Source organism: Sulfitobacter sp. EhC04 (assembly GCF_001650875.1).
GTDB lineage: Bacteria > Pseudomonadota > Alphaproteobacteria > Rhodobacterales > Rhodobacteraceae > Sulfitobacter.
In genome coordinates, this window is record NZ_LXYI01000049.1 from 1 (window position 1) to 14,443 (window position 14,443).

Below are 14,443 nucleotides of genomic sequence, written 5' to 3' on the forward strand. Positions count from 1 at the left end.
ATCCGCACCGCATCAGCACGGAATTCGTCCGTTCGTTTCAGTCCTATAGTTCATCTCCTTTGCTACAATAAATGCTATCAAAGGAGCGGCATCAAACCGCGACACGTCCAATCAGAGCTTAAACCAAATGGAGATCATGAACGTCGACACGCCCTAATCAATAAAGGCCTTCTCGACCACGAAATGCTTGGGATCGGAATTGGCACCCTCAAGCAACCCGTGGGCTTCGCAGATCGACATGATATCCTTGTTTAGGGCCAGATTGCCGCACACCATCACACGATCCTCGCTGTTGTCCCATGCCGGCGTGCCAAGCGCTTCGAACACCCGCCCATCGCGCAAATGATCGCTGATCCGGCCTTCGCAATCCGATGGTTCGCGCGTGGTGGTGGGGTAGTATTTCAGCTTGTCACCGACCAGCTCGCCAATCAGCGGATCGTCCGGCAATGCCTCGACCAGCGTACGGCCATACGCCAGTTCCGCGTTGGTGCGGCAGGTATGGGCAAGGATGACCTCGTCGTATTGCTCATAGGTCTCAGGATCACGCAGGAGCGAGGCGAACGGTGCCACGCCAGTGCCCGTGCATACCATCCATAACCGTTTGCCCGGCAGCAACGCATCCAACACAAGCGTGCCCACTGGTTTGGGACGCAGGATTATCTCATCTCCCGGTTCGATCATTTGCAGGCGCGAGGTCAGGGGGCCGTCGGGTACTTTAATGGAGTAGAACTCCAGTTCCTCATCCCAGCTGGGCGAGGCAATGGAATAGGCGCGCAACAACGGCTTGCCGTCGTCTTTGAGCAAACCAATCATGACAAATTCACCCGAGCGAAAGCGCAGGGATCGGGGCCGTGAAACCCGGAACGAAAACAACGTCTCTGTCCAGTGATGCACGGAAGTGACCGTCTGTGCGTCGGGCATGATCTTGGTGGCTGTCGCGGTTTGAACATTCATGTCAGCGTCCTTCATACCGTCTCAACGGCGGGGTTTTCTGAGAAATGACTCTCAAGTTTGCCGTCCTGACCGTCCATCTCTTCGGCGGTGGGCAGGGGGTCTTTGGCCTCTGTGATCACGGGCCAGATTTTTGCGTATTTTTCGTTGAAGGTGACCCATTCCTCCATCCCGTCCTCTGTATCGGCACGGATCGCATCAGCCGGGCATTCAGGTTCGCACACGCCACAATCGATACATTCGACCGGGTCGATCACCAGCATGTTTTCGCCCTCGTAAAAGCAGTCTACCGGACAGACGGATACGCAGTCGGTATATTTGCAAGCAATGCAGTTGTCGGTGACGACGAAGGTCATGGCGTTCTCTCTTTGTTGTTTCCGCCATTTTGCCGCAGCGCAGAATCCCTGTCCGTAAACAAATTGCTATTGAGCGATTCTGCATTGCGGCAATCTGAACCCAACAACAGGGGACTCTTATGATTGACTGCCTTTCCGCCACGCCAGACTGCCGCGCCTTGATCGTTGAATGGAAGGACGGGGCCACATCGCAATTGCCCGCCGCCATGCTGCGCCGCGAGGCCCGTGACGCTTATTCTACAAGAGCGCGAATCGATCACGGCGAGATTAAGGTCGCAGATGGATTGACCATCACCAACCTCGTGCAGGTGGGTGCCGCGGGCGTAAACGTGCATTTTTCAGACGGTCATGACCGCGCTGTCTACCCTTTTGTCTACCTTCGCGAACTTTCCGACCAATACGGAAACCAATTGACAACTGCCGCGCCGCAGCAACGCGCAGGCTGAATACAACCTCATAGGACTGGAGCCTTTTAATGGACGAAATACTGGATGGAACGACGCAGATTGATTGCGACATCCTGATCATCGGCGGCGGCACGGCTGGCCCGATGGCGGCGATCAAGGCCAAGCGCAAGAACCCCAATGCGAATGTCGTTTTGCTCGACAAAGCCAATGTGAAACGCTCAGGCGCGATCTCCATGGGCATGGACGGTCTAAACAATTCAGTCATTCCTGGCTATGCCACGCCAGAGCAGTACACCAAGGAAATTACCATCGCCAACGACGGCATCGTCGATCAAAAGGCGGTCTATCGCTATGCCGAGGAATGCTACAGCATCATCGAAGAGCTGGATCAGTTCGGCATCCGGTTTCAAAAGGACCAGAACGGCGAATATGACGTCAAAAAGGTGCATCACATCGGCACCTATGTATTGCCGATGCCCAATGGCGACACCGTCAAAAAGGCACTTTACCGACAGTTGCGCAAGGCGCGGATCAATGTCGTTAACCGTTATATGGCCACACGACTTCTTACCGGTGAGGGCCGGATCGCTGGTGCAATTTGCGTAAACACGCGGACCGCCGAGTTCCTCGTGGTGCGCGCCAAGGCCGTGATCATGTCGCTGGGGGCCGCCGGGCGTCTGGGCCTGCCGTCCTCCGGTTATCTTTATGGCACATATGAGAACGCGTCGAACTCAGGCGAGGGTTATTCCATGGCCTACCACGCGGGCGCTGGCCTTGCGAACCTTGAGTGTTTCCAGATCAACCCACTGATCAAAGACTACAACGGCCCTGCATGCGCTTACGTCGCCGGTCCCATGGGGGGCTATACGTCGAACGCGCAAGGCGAACGGTTCATTGAATGTGACTATTGGTCCGGTCAGATGATGCAAGAGTTCTATGACGAGCTGCAGGGCGGTAAGGGGCCGGTTTACCTCAAACTCAACCACCTGGCCGAAGAAACCGTGGCTGAGATTGAGCGGGTATTACACATTGTGGAACGCCCCACACGCGGGCATTTCCACAAAGGGCGCGGCACGGATTACCGCAAGGATATGATCGAAATGCACATCTCCGAGATCGGGTTCTGCTCTGGCCACTCCGCCAGTGGCGTTTTTGTAGATGAACGCGCACGCACCACCATTGAAGGGCTTTACGCTGCGGGCGACATGGCGAATGTGCCGCACAACTACATGCTGGGTGCCTTCACCAATGGCGCATTTGCGGGTCTTGATGCGGTTGATTTCGTCAAGGATGTCGATTTTGCCGAATTTGATATGGCCGAGGTTGATGCCGAACGTACCCGCGTGTTGGCCCCGACCAAACGCGACGATGGCGTCCCGCCAAACCAGATCGAATACAAAACCCGCCGCTTCGTGAACGATTACCTCCAGCCGCCAAAAGTGACGGCCAAGATGGAGTTGGCACAGCGCCGTTTTGAAGAAGTGCGCAATGACATGGAAAATCAGATGTATGTGCGCGACAGCCACGAGTTGATGCGCTCACTTGAGGCCTCCGCAATCATGGATTGCGCAGATATGGCGGCAGCTGCCTCACTTTACCGGACGGAGAGCCGTTGGGGGCTGTATCACAATCGCGTGGAATACGAGCGTGATGATGAGAATTGGTTCTGCCACACGATCCTCACCAAAGGCGATGACGGCAAGCCGGCACATGCCAAAAAGGCAGTCGATGACTACATCGTCGAAGTCGATGATGACGAAAAGGACGCTTACAACAACCAACGAGTGACCAAAACGGTCGCGGCAGAATAAGGAATAATATCATGCCCTTAGCTCAAACCCCTACCATTGTTCCCGTTGTTGTGGATGACGCACTTTGCATCGCTGACAAAGGCTGCACCGTCTGCGTCGACGTCTGCCCTTTGGATGTCTTGCGGATTGTCGAAGGGCCCGATGGCAGCCCCGTCACCGCGCATATGAAGTACGACGAATGTTGGTACTGTATGCCCTGCGAGGCGGACTGCCCCACGGGCGCCGTCACCGTAAACTTGCCCTTTTTGTTGAAGTGAGACGGATATGAACGCGCTCTTTGAAGACTTTGACGAAATTGCCGAACTGGCCGCAGGGCTAGACGATGCGTCGCCTGGTTCGCGGATCATGGCAGTCATGGAACTGGCGGACAGTGCTGATCCAGCGGCGATCGTCCATTTGGCCCGCGCTATTGCGGACGAAGATTCCGGCGTTCGCAAACAGGCTGCACAGGCGCTGACCGATTTTGATGGGCCAGAGACCGCAGCGGCGCTGGTTTCGGCGCTGACCGACAGCGATCCGGCTGTGGTCGAAGCCGCAGCGATCAGCCTTACTGAGTTGAAAGATCCGGCATCAGGCGATGCAATCCTGCCGCACCTTGGTGACGCGGACACAGTTAAACTGCACGCCTGCCTTGCTGGGATTAAGGAATTGCGCCGGCCGGAAGCGATGGGTCCGGCAATAGCTGCGCTACAACATGCCGATTCAGGTGTGCGCGTTGAGGCAGTTGGGGTGATTGGCTGGCTGCAGGACGAAGGATCACTGCCCGCTTTGCGCGATGCGGCAAGGGACAGTGACACGCAGGTGCGCCGGACGGCGTTGGCTGCGTTGGGTTTCTCGAAATCCGAACACGCTGAGGCAACGTTGGTTGAGGGATTGAAAGATCCTGAATGGCTGGTGCGCGAGGCCGCAGCGGAAACGCTGGCCAAAACCGGTGGAGCGGCCTGCGTGCCCGCCTTGCGTCCGGCTTTGGCAGATGAATTCTGGCAGGTACGTGTCAAAGCGGTCCGGTCTTTGGGCAAGCTGAAGGCTACCGAGACCGCAATTGAGATTGCGCCAATGATGGACATTCCAGTGCCAAATTTGCGCAAGGAATGTGCGGCTGTTCTGGGGGAAATGGCCGTGCCAGAGACAGCCCCGTTCCTGGAAAAATACAAAGACGATCCTGACCCCGATGTACGCAAAAACGTACGCTGGGCTTTGGGGAGAATGGGCATCGAATAGCCCCTTAGACTGATCAAATTAGCTGCATTCATGCACCCTTTGGCATCTGCCACGGGGTGCTTTCCGTGTCTGCAAAAACACAGCTAACATATTGTTTTAAAAATAAAAAAGAGTCGCCCGATTCTTAATCATTCCCTCAATTTCCCCTTTTTATACGTCTAAATTTCACCCGAGTTGATGCTTTTCCTGCTCATCTTTTGGGCTTCCGGAATTTTCGGTGAATTCCACGCTGAAAACGCTGCATTTATCCCGCATCGGTCCGCATACTGAGTGGGATAAATAGAAGAAACCACCCAACAACGGAAAATGACATGAAACTCAAGACAAGTTTAAGATCCGCATTGCTGGCGGCGACGATGATCCCTCTTGGATTGGCCGCCCAGGCGGAAGAGATCACAATCGCTATCGGTCACCAGTCGATGTGTACGGACACCTATACAGCCGGCATCGTGATCAAAGAGCTGGGTCTGTTGGAAAAGCACCTGCCCACCGATGGCAAATACGCCGATGCGGAATATGACATCAGCTGGGCGGACTACAGCTCGGGCGGCCCGATCACCAATCAGATGCTGGCCAACAAGCTGAACTTTGGGGTGATGGGCGATTATCCCCTGATCGTGAACGGTGCCAAATTCCAGGAGACCGACAGCCTGCGTACGGTTTATGTGGCGGGCACCGGTTACAACCTCAAGGGGTCTGGTAACGCAATCGTCGTGCCGGTGGAAAGTGACATCTATTCCATTGATCAGTTGCAAGGCAAAGAGGTCTCCACACCTGTGGGGTCCGCCGCTTGGGGAATGTTGCTCAAAGCGATGCAGGACAACGACATTCCAACCTCTGAGTATGTCTTGAAGAACCAAAGCCCGGCTGTGGGCGCAGCCAACATTGCTGCAGGCAAGATCGACGCGCACTCTGATTTCTGCCCATGGTCCGAAATCATGGAATACCGCGGAACCGGTCGCAAAATCTATGACGGGTCTGAAACCGGAGTACCGTATTTGCACGGCGTTGTCGTGCGCCAGGACTTTGCAGAAGAATATCCTGAGGTCGTTCAGGCCTTTATCAAGGCCGTGTACGAAGCCGGTGAGTGGATACGCGAAGATCCCATGCGTGCGGTGACCGAAATGGAAAGCTGGACGGGGGTCGAGAAAGAGGTGCTGTATCTCTACTTCTCCAAAGGCGGTCACCTGACGCTAGAACCGTCGATCAAAACCGAATGGATTGACGCACTAAAGTTTAACCACGGCGTTCTGGTCGCTGAAAAGGCGATCCCACCGCTCGATTTCGATGCCTGGATCACCGAAGACTACCTGAAGGCGGCGTATGCCGACATGGGCGTCGATTATGAAGTGGACAAAGCCAAGATGGTGGACCCTGAGGTCGCCAATGAGGGCCTACCAATGGAAATCTGGCACTCCCGCGATGGGATCAGCACCTATGGGACAGCCGCTGAGTTCCTCAAAGGCATGGCTGACATCCGCGCGACCGCAGCACTGGTCAATGCCACCTATGTCTACGACGTTGAAAGCGGGCTGAAGCTCTTTGGCAAGACCGCCTTCTGGGTCAAGGCGGGCGACGACTTCGCCACCTTCCTGCGCAAGGGCGAGGCCGAGGCCTACGCCAGTGCAAACGCAGGACAGGTTGTGACGTTTGACGACGCTATTGCGGCCTACGCCACCGACGGCTGAAACAGCCTTCACGCTGGTCCCGGACGGCAGGACCGTCCGGGATCAATTAAACGCGCGCACCTCATACGGAAAGCAGAAGTCATGCAGCCACTTGCAACAAAAACCGATCTTGCGTCGCCCTCGGATGTCGCCAAAGACACAGTCGTACCAACGGCTTCAGCGGCACCTGCTACACCGGTGCCAAAGCTGCGCGCGATCCCGCCACAGGTTCTGCAAAACATTGGCATCGCTTTGGTCTCTCTCAGTATTGGTGTTGTGCTGTGGCACATCGCGACCGCAATCGACCTCGACTTCTACATCAACTTTTCCAATGTGCCCGCGCCGCTGAAGGTCTTTACTGACTTCATTGCCCATATCCAGACCGAGATTTTCTGGACTCATATCGGCGTCTCCATGAGGCGCATTCTATTCAGTTATTCAATCGCTGTGGTTTTGGGCATTGGGATCGGTTTGATCATGGGCCGCTCGCGCATCGCACGCGCCTTTATCATGCCCTATATTGAGGTGATCCGCCCCATTCCTGCGGTAGCCTGGATCCCGTTGGCCATTTTGATGTGGCCGACCGAGGAAAGCTCGATCATCTACATCACCTTCCTTGGCGCTCTTTTCCCAATTGTTCTCAACACCCTGCACGGGGTTGAACAAACACCGGAAGTGCTGGTTCGTGCCGTGCAATCGCTGGGTGCTTCGCGGCTCGATGTGTTCCGCCACGTAGTGATCCCCGCTGCTTTGCCCTCCATCGCCGCAGGGCTGGCGATCGGCATGGGGGTCAGCTGGTTCTCCCTTCTCGCGGGGGAGATCATCTCTGGTCAATACGGTATCGGGTACTTCACATGGAACGCCTACAGCTTGATCAACTATCAGGACATCGTCGTGGGCATGCTGGTGATCGGCGGCCTTGGCACCGCCTCAACAGCCGCCGTCAAATGCGCAACGTCACCGATGTTGAAATGGCAAAAGAGGTCACGCTGATGGAGGTTGTGAAAACACTTGGTCATGCCGTGCGCCTCGATTGGCGGCGCATGGTTGTCACGGGGCTGACGTTTGCGCTGCTGATGCAGGTGCTGATGATGATCGCCCTGATGGTACGGTTTCAAGGGCTGCCGAATTACGCAGTCGGATATGACTGGATTGGCAACGTCATCCACATCATCAAATCGACCCCCTCTTGGGGCGACATCATGCCCATCGTCAATCAGGAATGGCTGATCGAGATTGGCAAGATGAACTATGACTACGGCACGGGCATCTCGGAATGGAGTCTGAACGTCGTGCCTGTCCGCATCATGGTCCTCTTTGTCCTCGGCGCTTTGGTCGCCCTTTGCCTCAGCCTGCTGCGTACAGATCAGTGCGATGTGGCCACGGGCACTACGCTGCGCGCCACGACTGGCTTGGGCACGGTGCTGATCGCCATGACCAACGCCACGATGAGCTGGGTTGTCTGCTGTGCAGCACCCTCTTGGGTCGTAGGGCTGGCGATGCTTGGTCTTGGCGTGTCCACCTCGCTGGCGCTGGAATCCATGGGCCCTGCGCTGAACCTCGCTGGGTTCGGATTACTGCTGTGCACGGCGCATTATCTGGCGTGGCGCAAGACGCGCAACCCGCAACACCTCTCTGGGAGCCTGAAACATGCTTGATGTTCTGAAGTTCAAAAAGCCCGATGGCGGGCCCGTCACCCAAGCCGACAAAGGCGAGATCAAGATCAAAGATGTCTCGATCACCTTTGGGCGCGGCCCGACAGAGTATCGCGCGGTTGAAACCACATCCATCGACATCAAAGCTGGAGAGTTCGTGTGTATCCTTGGCCCCTCGGGCTGCGGTAAATCCACGCTGATGAACGCGATTGCGGGATACGTTGAGCCCACCACTGGCAAGGTCACCGTTGACGACGTTGAAGTCAAAGGCCCCGGACCTGACCGGGGCATGGTGTTTCAGCAGTATTCGTTGCTGCCCTGGAAAACCGTCTATGAGAACGTCGCCTTTGGCCCGAAAATGGCGGGGGCGACCCGGACCGAAGCAGGTTCTGTCGCGAACACATTCCTTGGCCTTGTTGGTTTGAAAAAATTTGGAAACCGCTATCCGGCGGAGCTGTCGGGCGGCATGCAGCAGCGTGTGGGCATTGCTCGTGCACTGGCCAATTACCCCAGCGTCTTGTTGATGGATGAACCCTTTGGAGCGCTTGACGCTCAGACGCGGCTGATGATGCAGGAGAGCCTGCTCGACATCTGGCGCCAATTTGGCACCACGGTTGTCTTTGTGACCCACGATGTGGACGAGGCGGTGTTCCTTGCCGACCGCGTGCTGATTATGAGCGCGGCCCCCGGCCGGATCATCGAGGACGTACGGATCAAGCTGCCACGCCCCCGATCCACCGATATGGCCGCCACACAGGAATACATGGTAGCACGGCAATTCTGTCTCGACACGATCAAGGCCGAGAGCCGCAAAGCCTTTGCGGAGCAGAACAAATGATACGCTTTGCTCTGCTCGTAGTCGCTTTGGCTTTTGGGTCTGGGGCACAAGCGCAGGTGCAGGGTGTCCTGCTGGACAAACCCGTCGCGCTCCCAGCGTTGTCTTTCTACGATGAAAACAGCCAGACCTATGAAACTGCTGATCTAACCGATCAGTGGACGCTGATCATGATTGGCTTTCTCACCTGCCCGGACGTCTGCCCCTTCACCTTGGGCAATCTGGAAGCCGCCGTCGCCGAAACCGGCATGCGCGTGCGGCCTGACAATGTGCCAAAAGTCTGGTTCCTGTCCGTCGATCCCGACCGCGATGCGGAGTATGTCAGTGAATACGGCCCCTTTTTCCATCCCGACTTTCGCAGCATGACCGGCACCCGCGAAAACATCGACACCTTTGTCGAGGTCTCTGACGGTTATTACCGTCTGATGCCACCGGATGCGGATGGGTTTTACGACGTTCAGCACACATCAGCCGTCTCTGTCATCGCGCCTGACGGCACATTGCGCGCCAAGCTACAGCCGCCGTTTGATCCCGGCCTCACGGCAGAATTCCTGTCGCGCCTCCAAATATCATACCGCAAGGAACTCTCCCAATGATCCGATCCTGCCTTTTCGCCGCATTGCTGATGACAGCCACCACAGCCACTGCGCAGGACATCAAGGCAACGGATGCCTATGTGCCGCAATCTCCACCTGGCTCCATGGCGCAGGCAGCATACATGCAGCTGGAAAACACCACCGATAAAGTCCGAAGTGTGATCGGGGTCGAGGCATCCGGTTACGCCATGGCACATCTGCACGGCAGCGAGATGAAAGACGGCGTGGCCACCATGACTATGGTGCACCAACTGGACATCGCACCGGGGCAAAGCGTTTCGCTGGAGCCCGGCAGTTACCACATCATGCTGATGCGACCCGAGGCGATGTCCAAAGTTGGCGACACAGTTGAACTAAAACTGTTGTTTGCGGATGGTGATACGCTGGAGGTGGCGGCCGAAGTCAAATCCCGGTCCAACGGATCATGAAATATCTGGTCGCGTCATGTGCGTTTCTTGTGGCGCTGCCTGCTGCGGCTGATTTCGACGCGGCCAGTTATCCTCCTAATGAGACCTGCGCGTTGTGCCACGGATTGTTTGGGCAATCACGGACAGCGAAGTTCCCACACCTGGCCGGACAGAAGCCTGCCTACCTGCGCGCCCAGCTCGATGCATTCCTTGCGGGGGAGCGTTCCAATGACGGCGGACAGATGGTGAGCATCGTGACAGAGCTCAAACCAGAGGATTTTGACGTGGTGGTCAGATGGTTCTCCAAACAAGACCCTCCCTCGTCGTCAGTGGCACCCGCAGATAATATCGGCAAAAAACTGACGACAGAGGCCGGATGCCTGGATTGTCATAGCGGAGGTGGTGCAGAGGACGTGCCCCACCTCACGGCCCAGCACGTCGGATATCTGGCGAAACAAATGTACGATTTTCGCGATGGAGCGCGCACCCATAGCGCGGCGGCTGATCTGCACCGGGAAGCCTTCCGTGCGATGGGCGATGGAATCGATCAAATCGCCGCCTATTTGTCGTCGCTGGAAAGGTCCCCATGACAGAAATGAAACCCATTCCCGACACCGACCCGAGTGCGATTTTCCTGTCGGAATACCTGCTTGAGATCAACGAAGGTGCTGGCTTTCTGTCCTCGCTATCGCCGGATGACCAGAAACAGGTGCGCAGATACGGGACCAGATGCAAGGTGGCCAAAGGTGAGGGCGTCTTTTTTCAGGGTGATCCGCACACGGGTGTGTGGGTTGTCGAAAAAGGGCGCATCAGGACCTATTATGCTGGACCCTCAGGGCGTGAGATCACGCTGGCCTATTGGAGTGTGGGGCATTTTATCGGCGGACCCGAGGTGTTCGGGATGGGACGTCACGTCTGGTCCGCTGACGCACTTGAAGATTGCGAATTGCTTTTTGTGTCCGGCGCGAGCCTCCTTCGGCTGGTGCGCGAAATCCCTGATGTTGCGGTCGCTGTGATCAATGGCTTGGTCAACAAAGGAAAGTGTTATTCTGCTCTGATTCAGATGTTGGGCACACGCACGGTTTCTGAACGGCTCCAGCAGTTGCTGGTGATTTTGGCCGAAACTTATGGCCGTCACGAGGAGGGCCAAATCGTCGTTGATCGTGACATCACATATGATCAAATAGCAACCATTGTGGGTGCCACCCGTCAATGGGTGACGCTATCGCTTGACCGACTTCAAAATGAAGGCGTTCTAAGAGTGAGCCGGAAAGAAATCACCATTTTGAAGCTGGACCAGCTCTATTCTTGAAAAACTCAAATGCGAAAAATTTCCCAGCGACTGTTCGCGTTACACCATAAGGCAGACTCTGCGATGCTGATAAATCCCAAAATCCTCATAATGGATTTTGGCTATCCCTGAGATGATGCAATTGCAAACTTCGATAACCACTTAGGATGCATTAAGAATCTTGGCGCAACGTTCAGCTTTCGGCACTATGGGCTCGTTGCGGTCGATCGTCGCGCACCGCCCCAATGTCAGCGTTGGAGATCAGGCGTCTGCCCACAGAGTTCGACCCGTCCCCTGGATCTTAATCTCTACGACGGGATACCGGCCAGACTGTCAGACATCTTCTTCTAGCGAAATCCAAGAACCTGTTTCTCGGTGGAACTTGCAGTTCTTTCCCAAGCCTGGGCTCGCCTAGTTCAAGTCCACTGCAGCCCAAAACGTACTGAGCGGTAGAGCGAAATTGCCTTCACCCATAGTCAGCTTTTCCCTCCCAAGGTAGAATACGATCCCTATGGTGCTGCGCCCTTTTCCCGGCCCATCGTGGGCGAACCATTTCAGGTGCTTGAAATCGTCGGCCGCAACCGTGGTTGCCGCCTTGACTTCGATCCCAACCAGCCGATGTCCGCCGTCGATCACTACATCGATTTCTCGACGGTCAGCGCTGCGCCAATGATACAGTCGATAGTCTTCGTCCTGCATCGGCAAAGCACGCTGCAGCTCGCCGACAACGAAGCTCTCCAACAATCCACCCAAGGCTTCAGGACTATGGCCGATGTCAAACGATCTGTCGTTAAGCCGGCGAAGCGCACTGGAAATTCCGTTATCCACAAAATGGAATTTCGGTTGCTTGATATCACGTTTGCTCTCCCCTGGCATCCAAGCGCTCAGCTTGGTCACCAGTGAGAGACGTATGAGAATGTCGAGGTACTGATCAACTGTCTCGCGTTTGAGCTTTGCCAGTTTTGCCAATTCGGACGTGTTGATCTCTTGCGCAGTCCGTGCCGCCATTTGATCAATCAAAAACCGAAGTGCATCGGGTTTCCGAACCGGCATGACGTCTGCGACGTCTCGATCCACCACCGCATCAATGTAGTCGCGATACTGCCGCTGCCGGGGTCGGGGAGGCAGCGCGCGGAGTTCGGGGTACCCGCCCATGAGAACGAGGTCTACATAGTCTTTGCGTTCCAAGTGTGCGGGATCCGATATCTGAGACAGCGTTGGAGCGGACTGCATCGCCCAATCAATCAAACGGCTCGCCGACGCGCGATTGACCTCCGCGGTCGTTAGCGGCCAGAGTTTGAGCGTCTGCATCCGGCCCGCCAGCGAGTCCGCGACCTCCCCCGTTGTGAAGACATTGGATGACCCGGTAAGGACAAACTGCCCTTTCCGGCGGTTACGATCGACGATTTTCTTGATGGCCAGAGCGAGCTTCGGAGACCTTTGGACCTCATCGATGATAACCGGCGCATCAGGCTGTTCTTTCGCAAGACTTGTCAGCTGTCCTTCGGGGTCAGCCTCCATCGCCGCCAGGATCGCTGTATCGTCCAGCGTGATGAAGCGGCCTTGCTTAAACAAGTCGCGGACAAGGGTCGTCTTACCGACCTGTCTTGGTCCGACAAGGTTGACAACTCGTGCAGTTGTCAATGCTTCCTGCAATTCAGGCGTCAGATGGCGCGGGAGGTATTCATCAATTTCGCTCATTTCACGAGATGCCTATCAAGAGCTTCACGAAATGTCCATTAGGTCTTTCACTATCTGCCCCATACATACCTCACCAAACAATCATTAGTCTCATCACTCTACGCTGCGCCAAACCCTGCATCGTTGAGCTGTCCCCGCACCGGCAGATCTGCGAGTGACTCGAGGCCGAATGGCACAAGGAACTGTTCCCTTGTCATCTGGCCATGGTACCGGGTCTGATTGCGTTAATCCAACAGCACGCGCATATTCCAAAATAATTTGTTTGAGCGCTCAATAAAATTTGTTAAGGTTCCGGGAAGCCATCAATCTGGAGTTTCCCATGACGTCCTCTGCCATACAGGCCCAAGATTTGCCCCAAGACCATGATCGCAAGGGTCTGCCAGCCTGGAGTTACTTCAACACTGAGATGCTGGAAATGGAAAAGGACCTCCTTTTCCGCTCGCATTGGCAGCTTGTCTGCCACGTCAATGATCTTCCTGAACCCGGGGATTTTGTGACACTTGACTGTGTGGGAGAACGCGCGCTGGTGATCCGTGGCAAGGACGGAGTGCTGCGCGGGTTTCACAACCTTTGCCGCCACCGCGGCTCGCGCGTGGTCGCCGCCGAACAGGGCAATTGCAAAGGTACGATCGTCTGTCCGTTTCATGGCTGGGTCTACAATCTTGACGGCACGCTGCGCGGTGCGGCGCAGCCTGACAAGCTGCCGAACCTCGATTCTGTGGCCTTCGGCCTCAAAGCAATTGAGACTGATATCTGGCGCGGATTTGTCTTTGTGCGCTTTCGCCCCGGCCCGCAGCCGCGAATGTCAGAGGTGCTCAAACGCTTTGACGCAGAGATAGATCAGTACGACCTCGAAGGGCTGATGCCCTCGGGCGAGGGGTTTTACGCCGATGTGGCAGAGGTAAACTGGAAATGTATCCGCGACGTGGACAACGAAGGATATCATGTCCCCATGGCCCACCCCGGTCTACAGGACCTGTTCGGGTCCAACTACTACGACGAGGATTTCAAGGACGGTGCGTCGCGCTCCTACTCGGAATTCCGTGAATCCAATCACCGGCTGTGGAGCGTGCGGGCCTATACCTCGATCCTTGAGGCCCCGCCCGAACTGGATGAAAGCCACGCCAAGGCCTGGCTATACATCGGATTGTTCCCCAATTGTGTGCTTGGCATTTATCCCGATTGTGTCAAATTCTACCAGGAATTCCCGGTGGAGTATGGCAAGACCATGCAGCGCGGCACAACCTATAGACTTGGCAACGAAGACCGCCGTACCCGTCTCTCACGCTATCTCAGCAGTCGGATCGACCGGCTGACCTCGGAAGAGGACGAAGAACTGGTCCGCTGGTCCTGGGAAGCGGCATTTTCCAGCGGCTATGACGGTGTGATCCTGTCGGACCTGGAAAACACCGTGCGTAGCTATCATGACTGCTTGCGCGAACACTTTCCCGTCCTGAATGAAGACGAGCCGATACGTGGCACAGTCGCCGCGCGAAACGCTGAATTGCTCGCCCAGAAAGTCGCCGCCGAATGAGTCCGCAACCC

16 protein-coding genes are annotated in these 14,443 nt (G+C 55.9%); 13 read left to right on the forward strand and 3 right to left on the reverse strand.

The window, feature by feature from the left end; all coding sequences use genetic code 11:
* Positions 1-153: 153 nt before the first annotated feature.
* Together A8B82_RS19215 and fdxA are read right to left on the reverse strand one after the other, a co-directional pair.
* Positions 154-954: a ferredoxin--NADP reductase gene (locus A8B82_RS19215; protein ID WP_067296179.1), complete on the reverse strand. Its 801-nt coding sequence runs from the start codon at positions 952-954 to the stop codon at positions 154-156.
* A gap of 11 nt (positions 955-965) precedes the next feature.
* The gene (fdxA, locus tag A8B82_RS19220) at positions 966-1,307 is read right to left on the reverse strand and encodes a ferredoxin FdxA (RefSeq protein WP_067296182.1); all 342 of its coding nucleotides are present in this window, start codon (positions 1,305-1,307) and stop codon (positions 966-968) included.
* Between the two features lie 119 nt (positions 1,308-1,426).
* Between fdxA and A8B82_RS19225 the strand changes: the two genes are divergently transcribed.
* The 12 genes from A8B82_RS19225 to A8B82_RS19280 all read left to right on the forward strand — a co-directional run bounded on the left by A8B82_RS19225 (position 1,427) and on the right by A8B82_RS19280 (position 11,218).
* On the forward strand, positions 1,427-1,753 hold the full coding sequence (locus tag A8B82_RS19225; protein WP_067296185.1) for a DUF971 domain-containing protein: 327 nt from the start codon (positions 1,427-1,429) through the stop codon (positions 1,751-1,753).
* A 29-nt stretch (positions 1,754-1,782) separates the two neighbouring features.
* Positions 1,783-3,525, forward strand: a complete 1,743-nt coding sequence (locus tag A8B82_RS19230; protein WP_067296192.1) for a fumarate reductase/succinate dehydrogenase flavoprotein subunit — start codon at positions 1,783-1,785, stop codon at positions 3,523-3,525.
* An 11-nt stretch (positions 3,526-3,536) separates the two neighbouring features.
* On the forward strand, positions 3,537-3,782 hold the full coding sequence (locus A8B82_RS24835; protein WP_067296194.1) for a 4Fe-4S dicluster domain-containing protein: 246 nt from the start codon (positions 3,537-3,539) through the stop codon (positions 3,780-3,782).
* A gap of 7 nt (positions 3,783-3,789) precedes the next feature.
* A complete protein-coding gene (locus tag A8B82_RS19240) occupies positions 3,790-4,746 on the forward strand; it encodes a HEAT repeat domain-containing protein (protein ID WP_067296195.1) in 957 nt (318 codons plus the stop codon).
* Positions 4,747-5,057: 311 nt separating this feature from the next.
* The gene (locus A8B82_RS19245; protein ID WP_067296197.1) at positions 5,058-6,434 is read left to right on the forward strand and encodes an ABC transporter substrate-binding protein; all 1,377 of its coding nucleotides are present in this window, start codon (positions 5,058-5,060) and stop codon (positions 6,432-6,434) included.
* A gap of 81 nt (positions 6,435-6,515) precedes the next feature.
* On the forward strand, positions 6,516-7,406 hold the full coding sequence (locus A8B82_RS19250; protein WP_082899385.1) for an ABC transporter permease: 891 nt from the start codon (positions 6,516-6,518) through the stop codon (positions 7,404-7,406).
* Positions 7,361-8,071 carry a hypothetical protein gene (locus A8B82_RS19255; RefSeq protein ID WP_138069814.1) on the forward strand — a complete coding sequence of 237 codons (711 nt, stop codon included), beginning with the start codon at positions 7,361-7,363 and terminating at the stop codon, positions 8,069-8,071. Before A8B82_RS19250 ends, A8B82_RS19255 begins: the two co-directional genes overlap by 46 nt.
* Positions 8,064-8,906, forward strand: coding sequence for an ABC transporter ATP-binding protein (locus tag A8B82_RS19260; protein WP_082899386.1), 843 nt, complete (start codon positions 8,064-8,066; stop codon positions 8,904-8,906). Before A8B82_RS19255 ends, A8B82_RS19260 begins: the two co-directional genes overlap by 8 nt.
* Positions 8,903-9,499 (forward strand): SCO family protein, encoded by a 597-nt coding sequence (locus A8B82_RS19265; protein ID WP_067296203.1) that lies wholly within the window; start codon positions 8,903-8,905, stop codon positions 9,497-9,499. Before A8B82_RS19260 ends, A8B82_RS19265 begins: the two co-directional genes overlap by 4 nt.
* On the forward strand, positions 9,496-9,927 hold the full coding sequence (locus A8B82_RS19270; RefSeq protein ID WP_067296205.1) for a copper chaperone PCu(A)C: 432 nt from the start codon (positions 9,496-9,498) through the stop codon (positions 9,925-9,927). Before A8B82_RS19265 ends, A8B82_RS19270 begins: the two co-directional genes overlap by 4 nt.
* Positions 9,924-10,496 (forward strand): c-type cytochrome, encoded by a 573-nt coding sequence (locus A8B82_RS19275; protein WP_067296207.1) that lies wholly within the window; start codon positions 9,924-9,926, stop codon positions 10,494-10,496. Before A8B82_RS19270 ends, A8B82_RS19275 begins: the two co-directional genes overlap by 4 nt.
* Complete coding sequence (locus tag A8B82_RS19280) at positions 10,493-11,218, forward strand: Crp/Fnr family transcriptional regulator (RefSeq protein ID WP_067296210.1); 726 nt, start codon at positions 10,493-10,495, stop codon at positions 11,216-11,218. Before A8B82_RS19275 ends, A8B82_RS19280 begins: the two co-directional genes overlap by 4 nt.
* A gap of 390 nt (positions 11,219-11,608) precedes the next feature.
* Here the strand turns inward: A8B82_RS19280 and A8B82_RS19285 are convergent, their stop codons facing one another.
* The gene (locus tag A8B82_RS19285; RefSeq protein ID WP_067296213.1) at positions 11,609-12,898 is read right to left on the reverse strand and encodes an ATP-binding protein; all 1,290 of its coding nucleotides are present in this window, start codon (positions 12,896-12,898) and stop codon (positions 11,609-11,611) included.
* Positions 12,899-13,217: 319 nt separating this feature from the next.
* Between A8B82_RS19285 and A8B82_RS19290 the strand changes: the two genes are divergently transcribed.
* Entirely contained in the window at positions 13,218-14,432 is a 1,215-nt protein-coding gene (locus tag A8B82_RS19290; RefSeq protein WP_067296215.1) for an aromatic ring-hydroxylating oxygenase subunit alpha, read from the forward strand.
* Positions 14,433-14,443: the final 11 nt, after the last annotated feature.

Excerpts from the sequence above, each read along its gene's own strand:
- A8B82_RS19215 (WP_067296179.1), bottom strand. The coding sequence starts at position 954 with ATGAATGTTCAAACCGCGACAGCCACCAAGATCATGCCCGACGCACAG.
- A8B82_RS19265 (WP_067296203.1), top strand. The coding sequence starts at position 8,903 with ATGATACGCTTTGCTCTGCTCGTAGTCGCTTTGGCTTTTGGGTCTGGG.
- A8B82_RS19250 (WP_082899385.1), top strand. The coding sequence starts at position 6,516 with ATGCAGCCACTTGCAACAAAAACCGATCTTGCGTCGCCCTCGGATGTC.
- A8B82_RS19255 (WP_138069814.1), top strand. The coding sequence starts at position 7,361 with ATGCGCAACGTCACCGATGTTGAAATGGCAAAAGAGGTCACGCTGATG.
- A8B82_RS19230 (WP_067296192.1), top strand. The coding sequence starts at position 1,783 with ATGGACGAAATACTGGATGGAACGACGCAGATTGATTGCGACATCCTG.
- A8B82_RS19240 (WP_067296195.1), top strand. The coding sequence starts at position 3,790 with ATGAACGCGCTCTTTGAAGACTTTGACGAAATTGCCGAACTGGCCGCA.
- A8B82_RS19270 (WP_067296205.1), top strand. The coding sequence starts at position 9,496 with ATGATCCGATCCTGCCTTTTCGCCGCATTGCTGATGACAGCCACCACA.
- A8B82_RS19245 (WP_067296197.1), top strand. The coding sequence starts at position 5,058 with ATGAAACTCAAGACAAGTTTAAGATCCGCATTGCTGGCGGCGACGATG.
- A8B82_RS19275 (WP_067296207.1), top strand. The coding sequence starts at position 9,924 with ATGAAATATCTGGTCGCGTCATGTGCGTTTCTTGTGGCGCTGCCTGCT.
- A8B82_RS19225 (WP_067296185.1), top strand. The coding sequence starts at position 1,427 with ATGATTGACTGCCTTTCCGCCACGCCAGACTGCCGCGCCTTGATCGTT.
- A8B82_RS24835 (WP_067296194.1), top strand. The coding sequence starts at position 3,537 with ATGCCCTTAGCTCAAACCCCTACCATTGTTCCCGTTGTTGTGGATGAC.
- A8B82_RS19285 (WP_067296213.1), bottom strand. The coding sequence starts at position 12,898 with ATGAGCGAAATTGATGAATACCTCCCGCGCCATCTGACGCCTGAATTG.
- fdxA (WP_067296182.1), bottom strand. The coding sequence starts at position 1,307 with ATGACCTTCGTCGTCACCGACAACTGCATTGCTTGCAAATATACCGAC.
- A8B82_RS19290 (WP_067296215.1), top strand. The coding sequence starts at position 13,218 with ATGACGTCCTCTGCCATACAGGCCCAAGATTTGCCCCAAGACCATGAT.
- A8B82_RS19280 (WP_067296210.1), top strand. The coding sequence starts at position 10,493 with ATGACAGAAATGAAACCCATTCCCGACACCGACCCGAGTGCGATTTTC.
- A8B82_RS19260 (WP_082899386.1), top strand. The coding sequence starts at position 8,064 with ATGCTTGATGTTCTGAAGTTCAAAAAGCCCGATGGCGGGCCCGTCACC.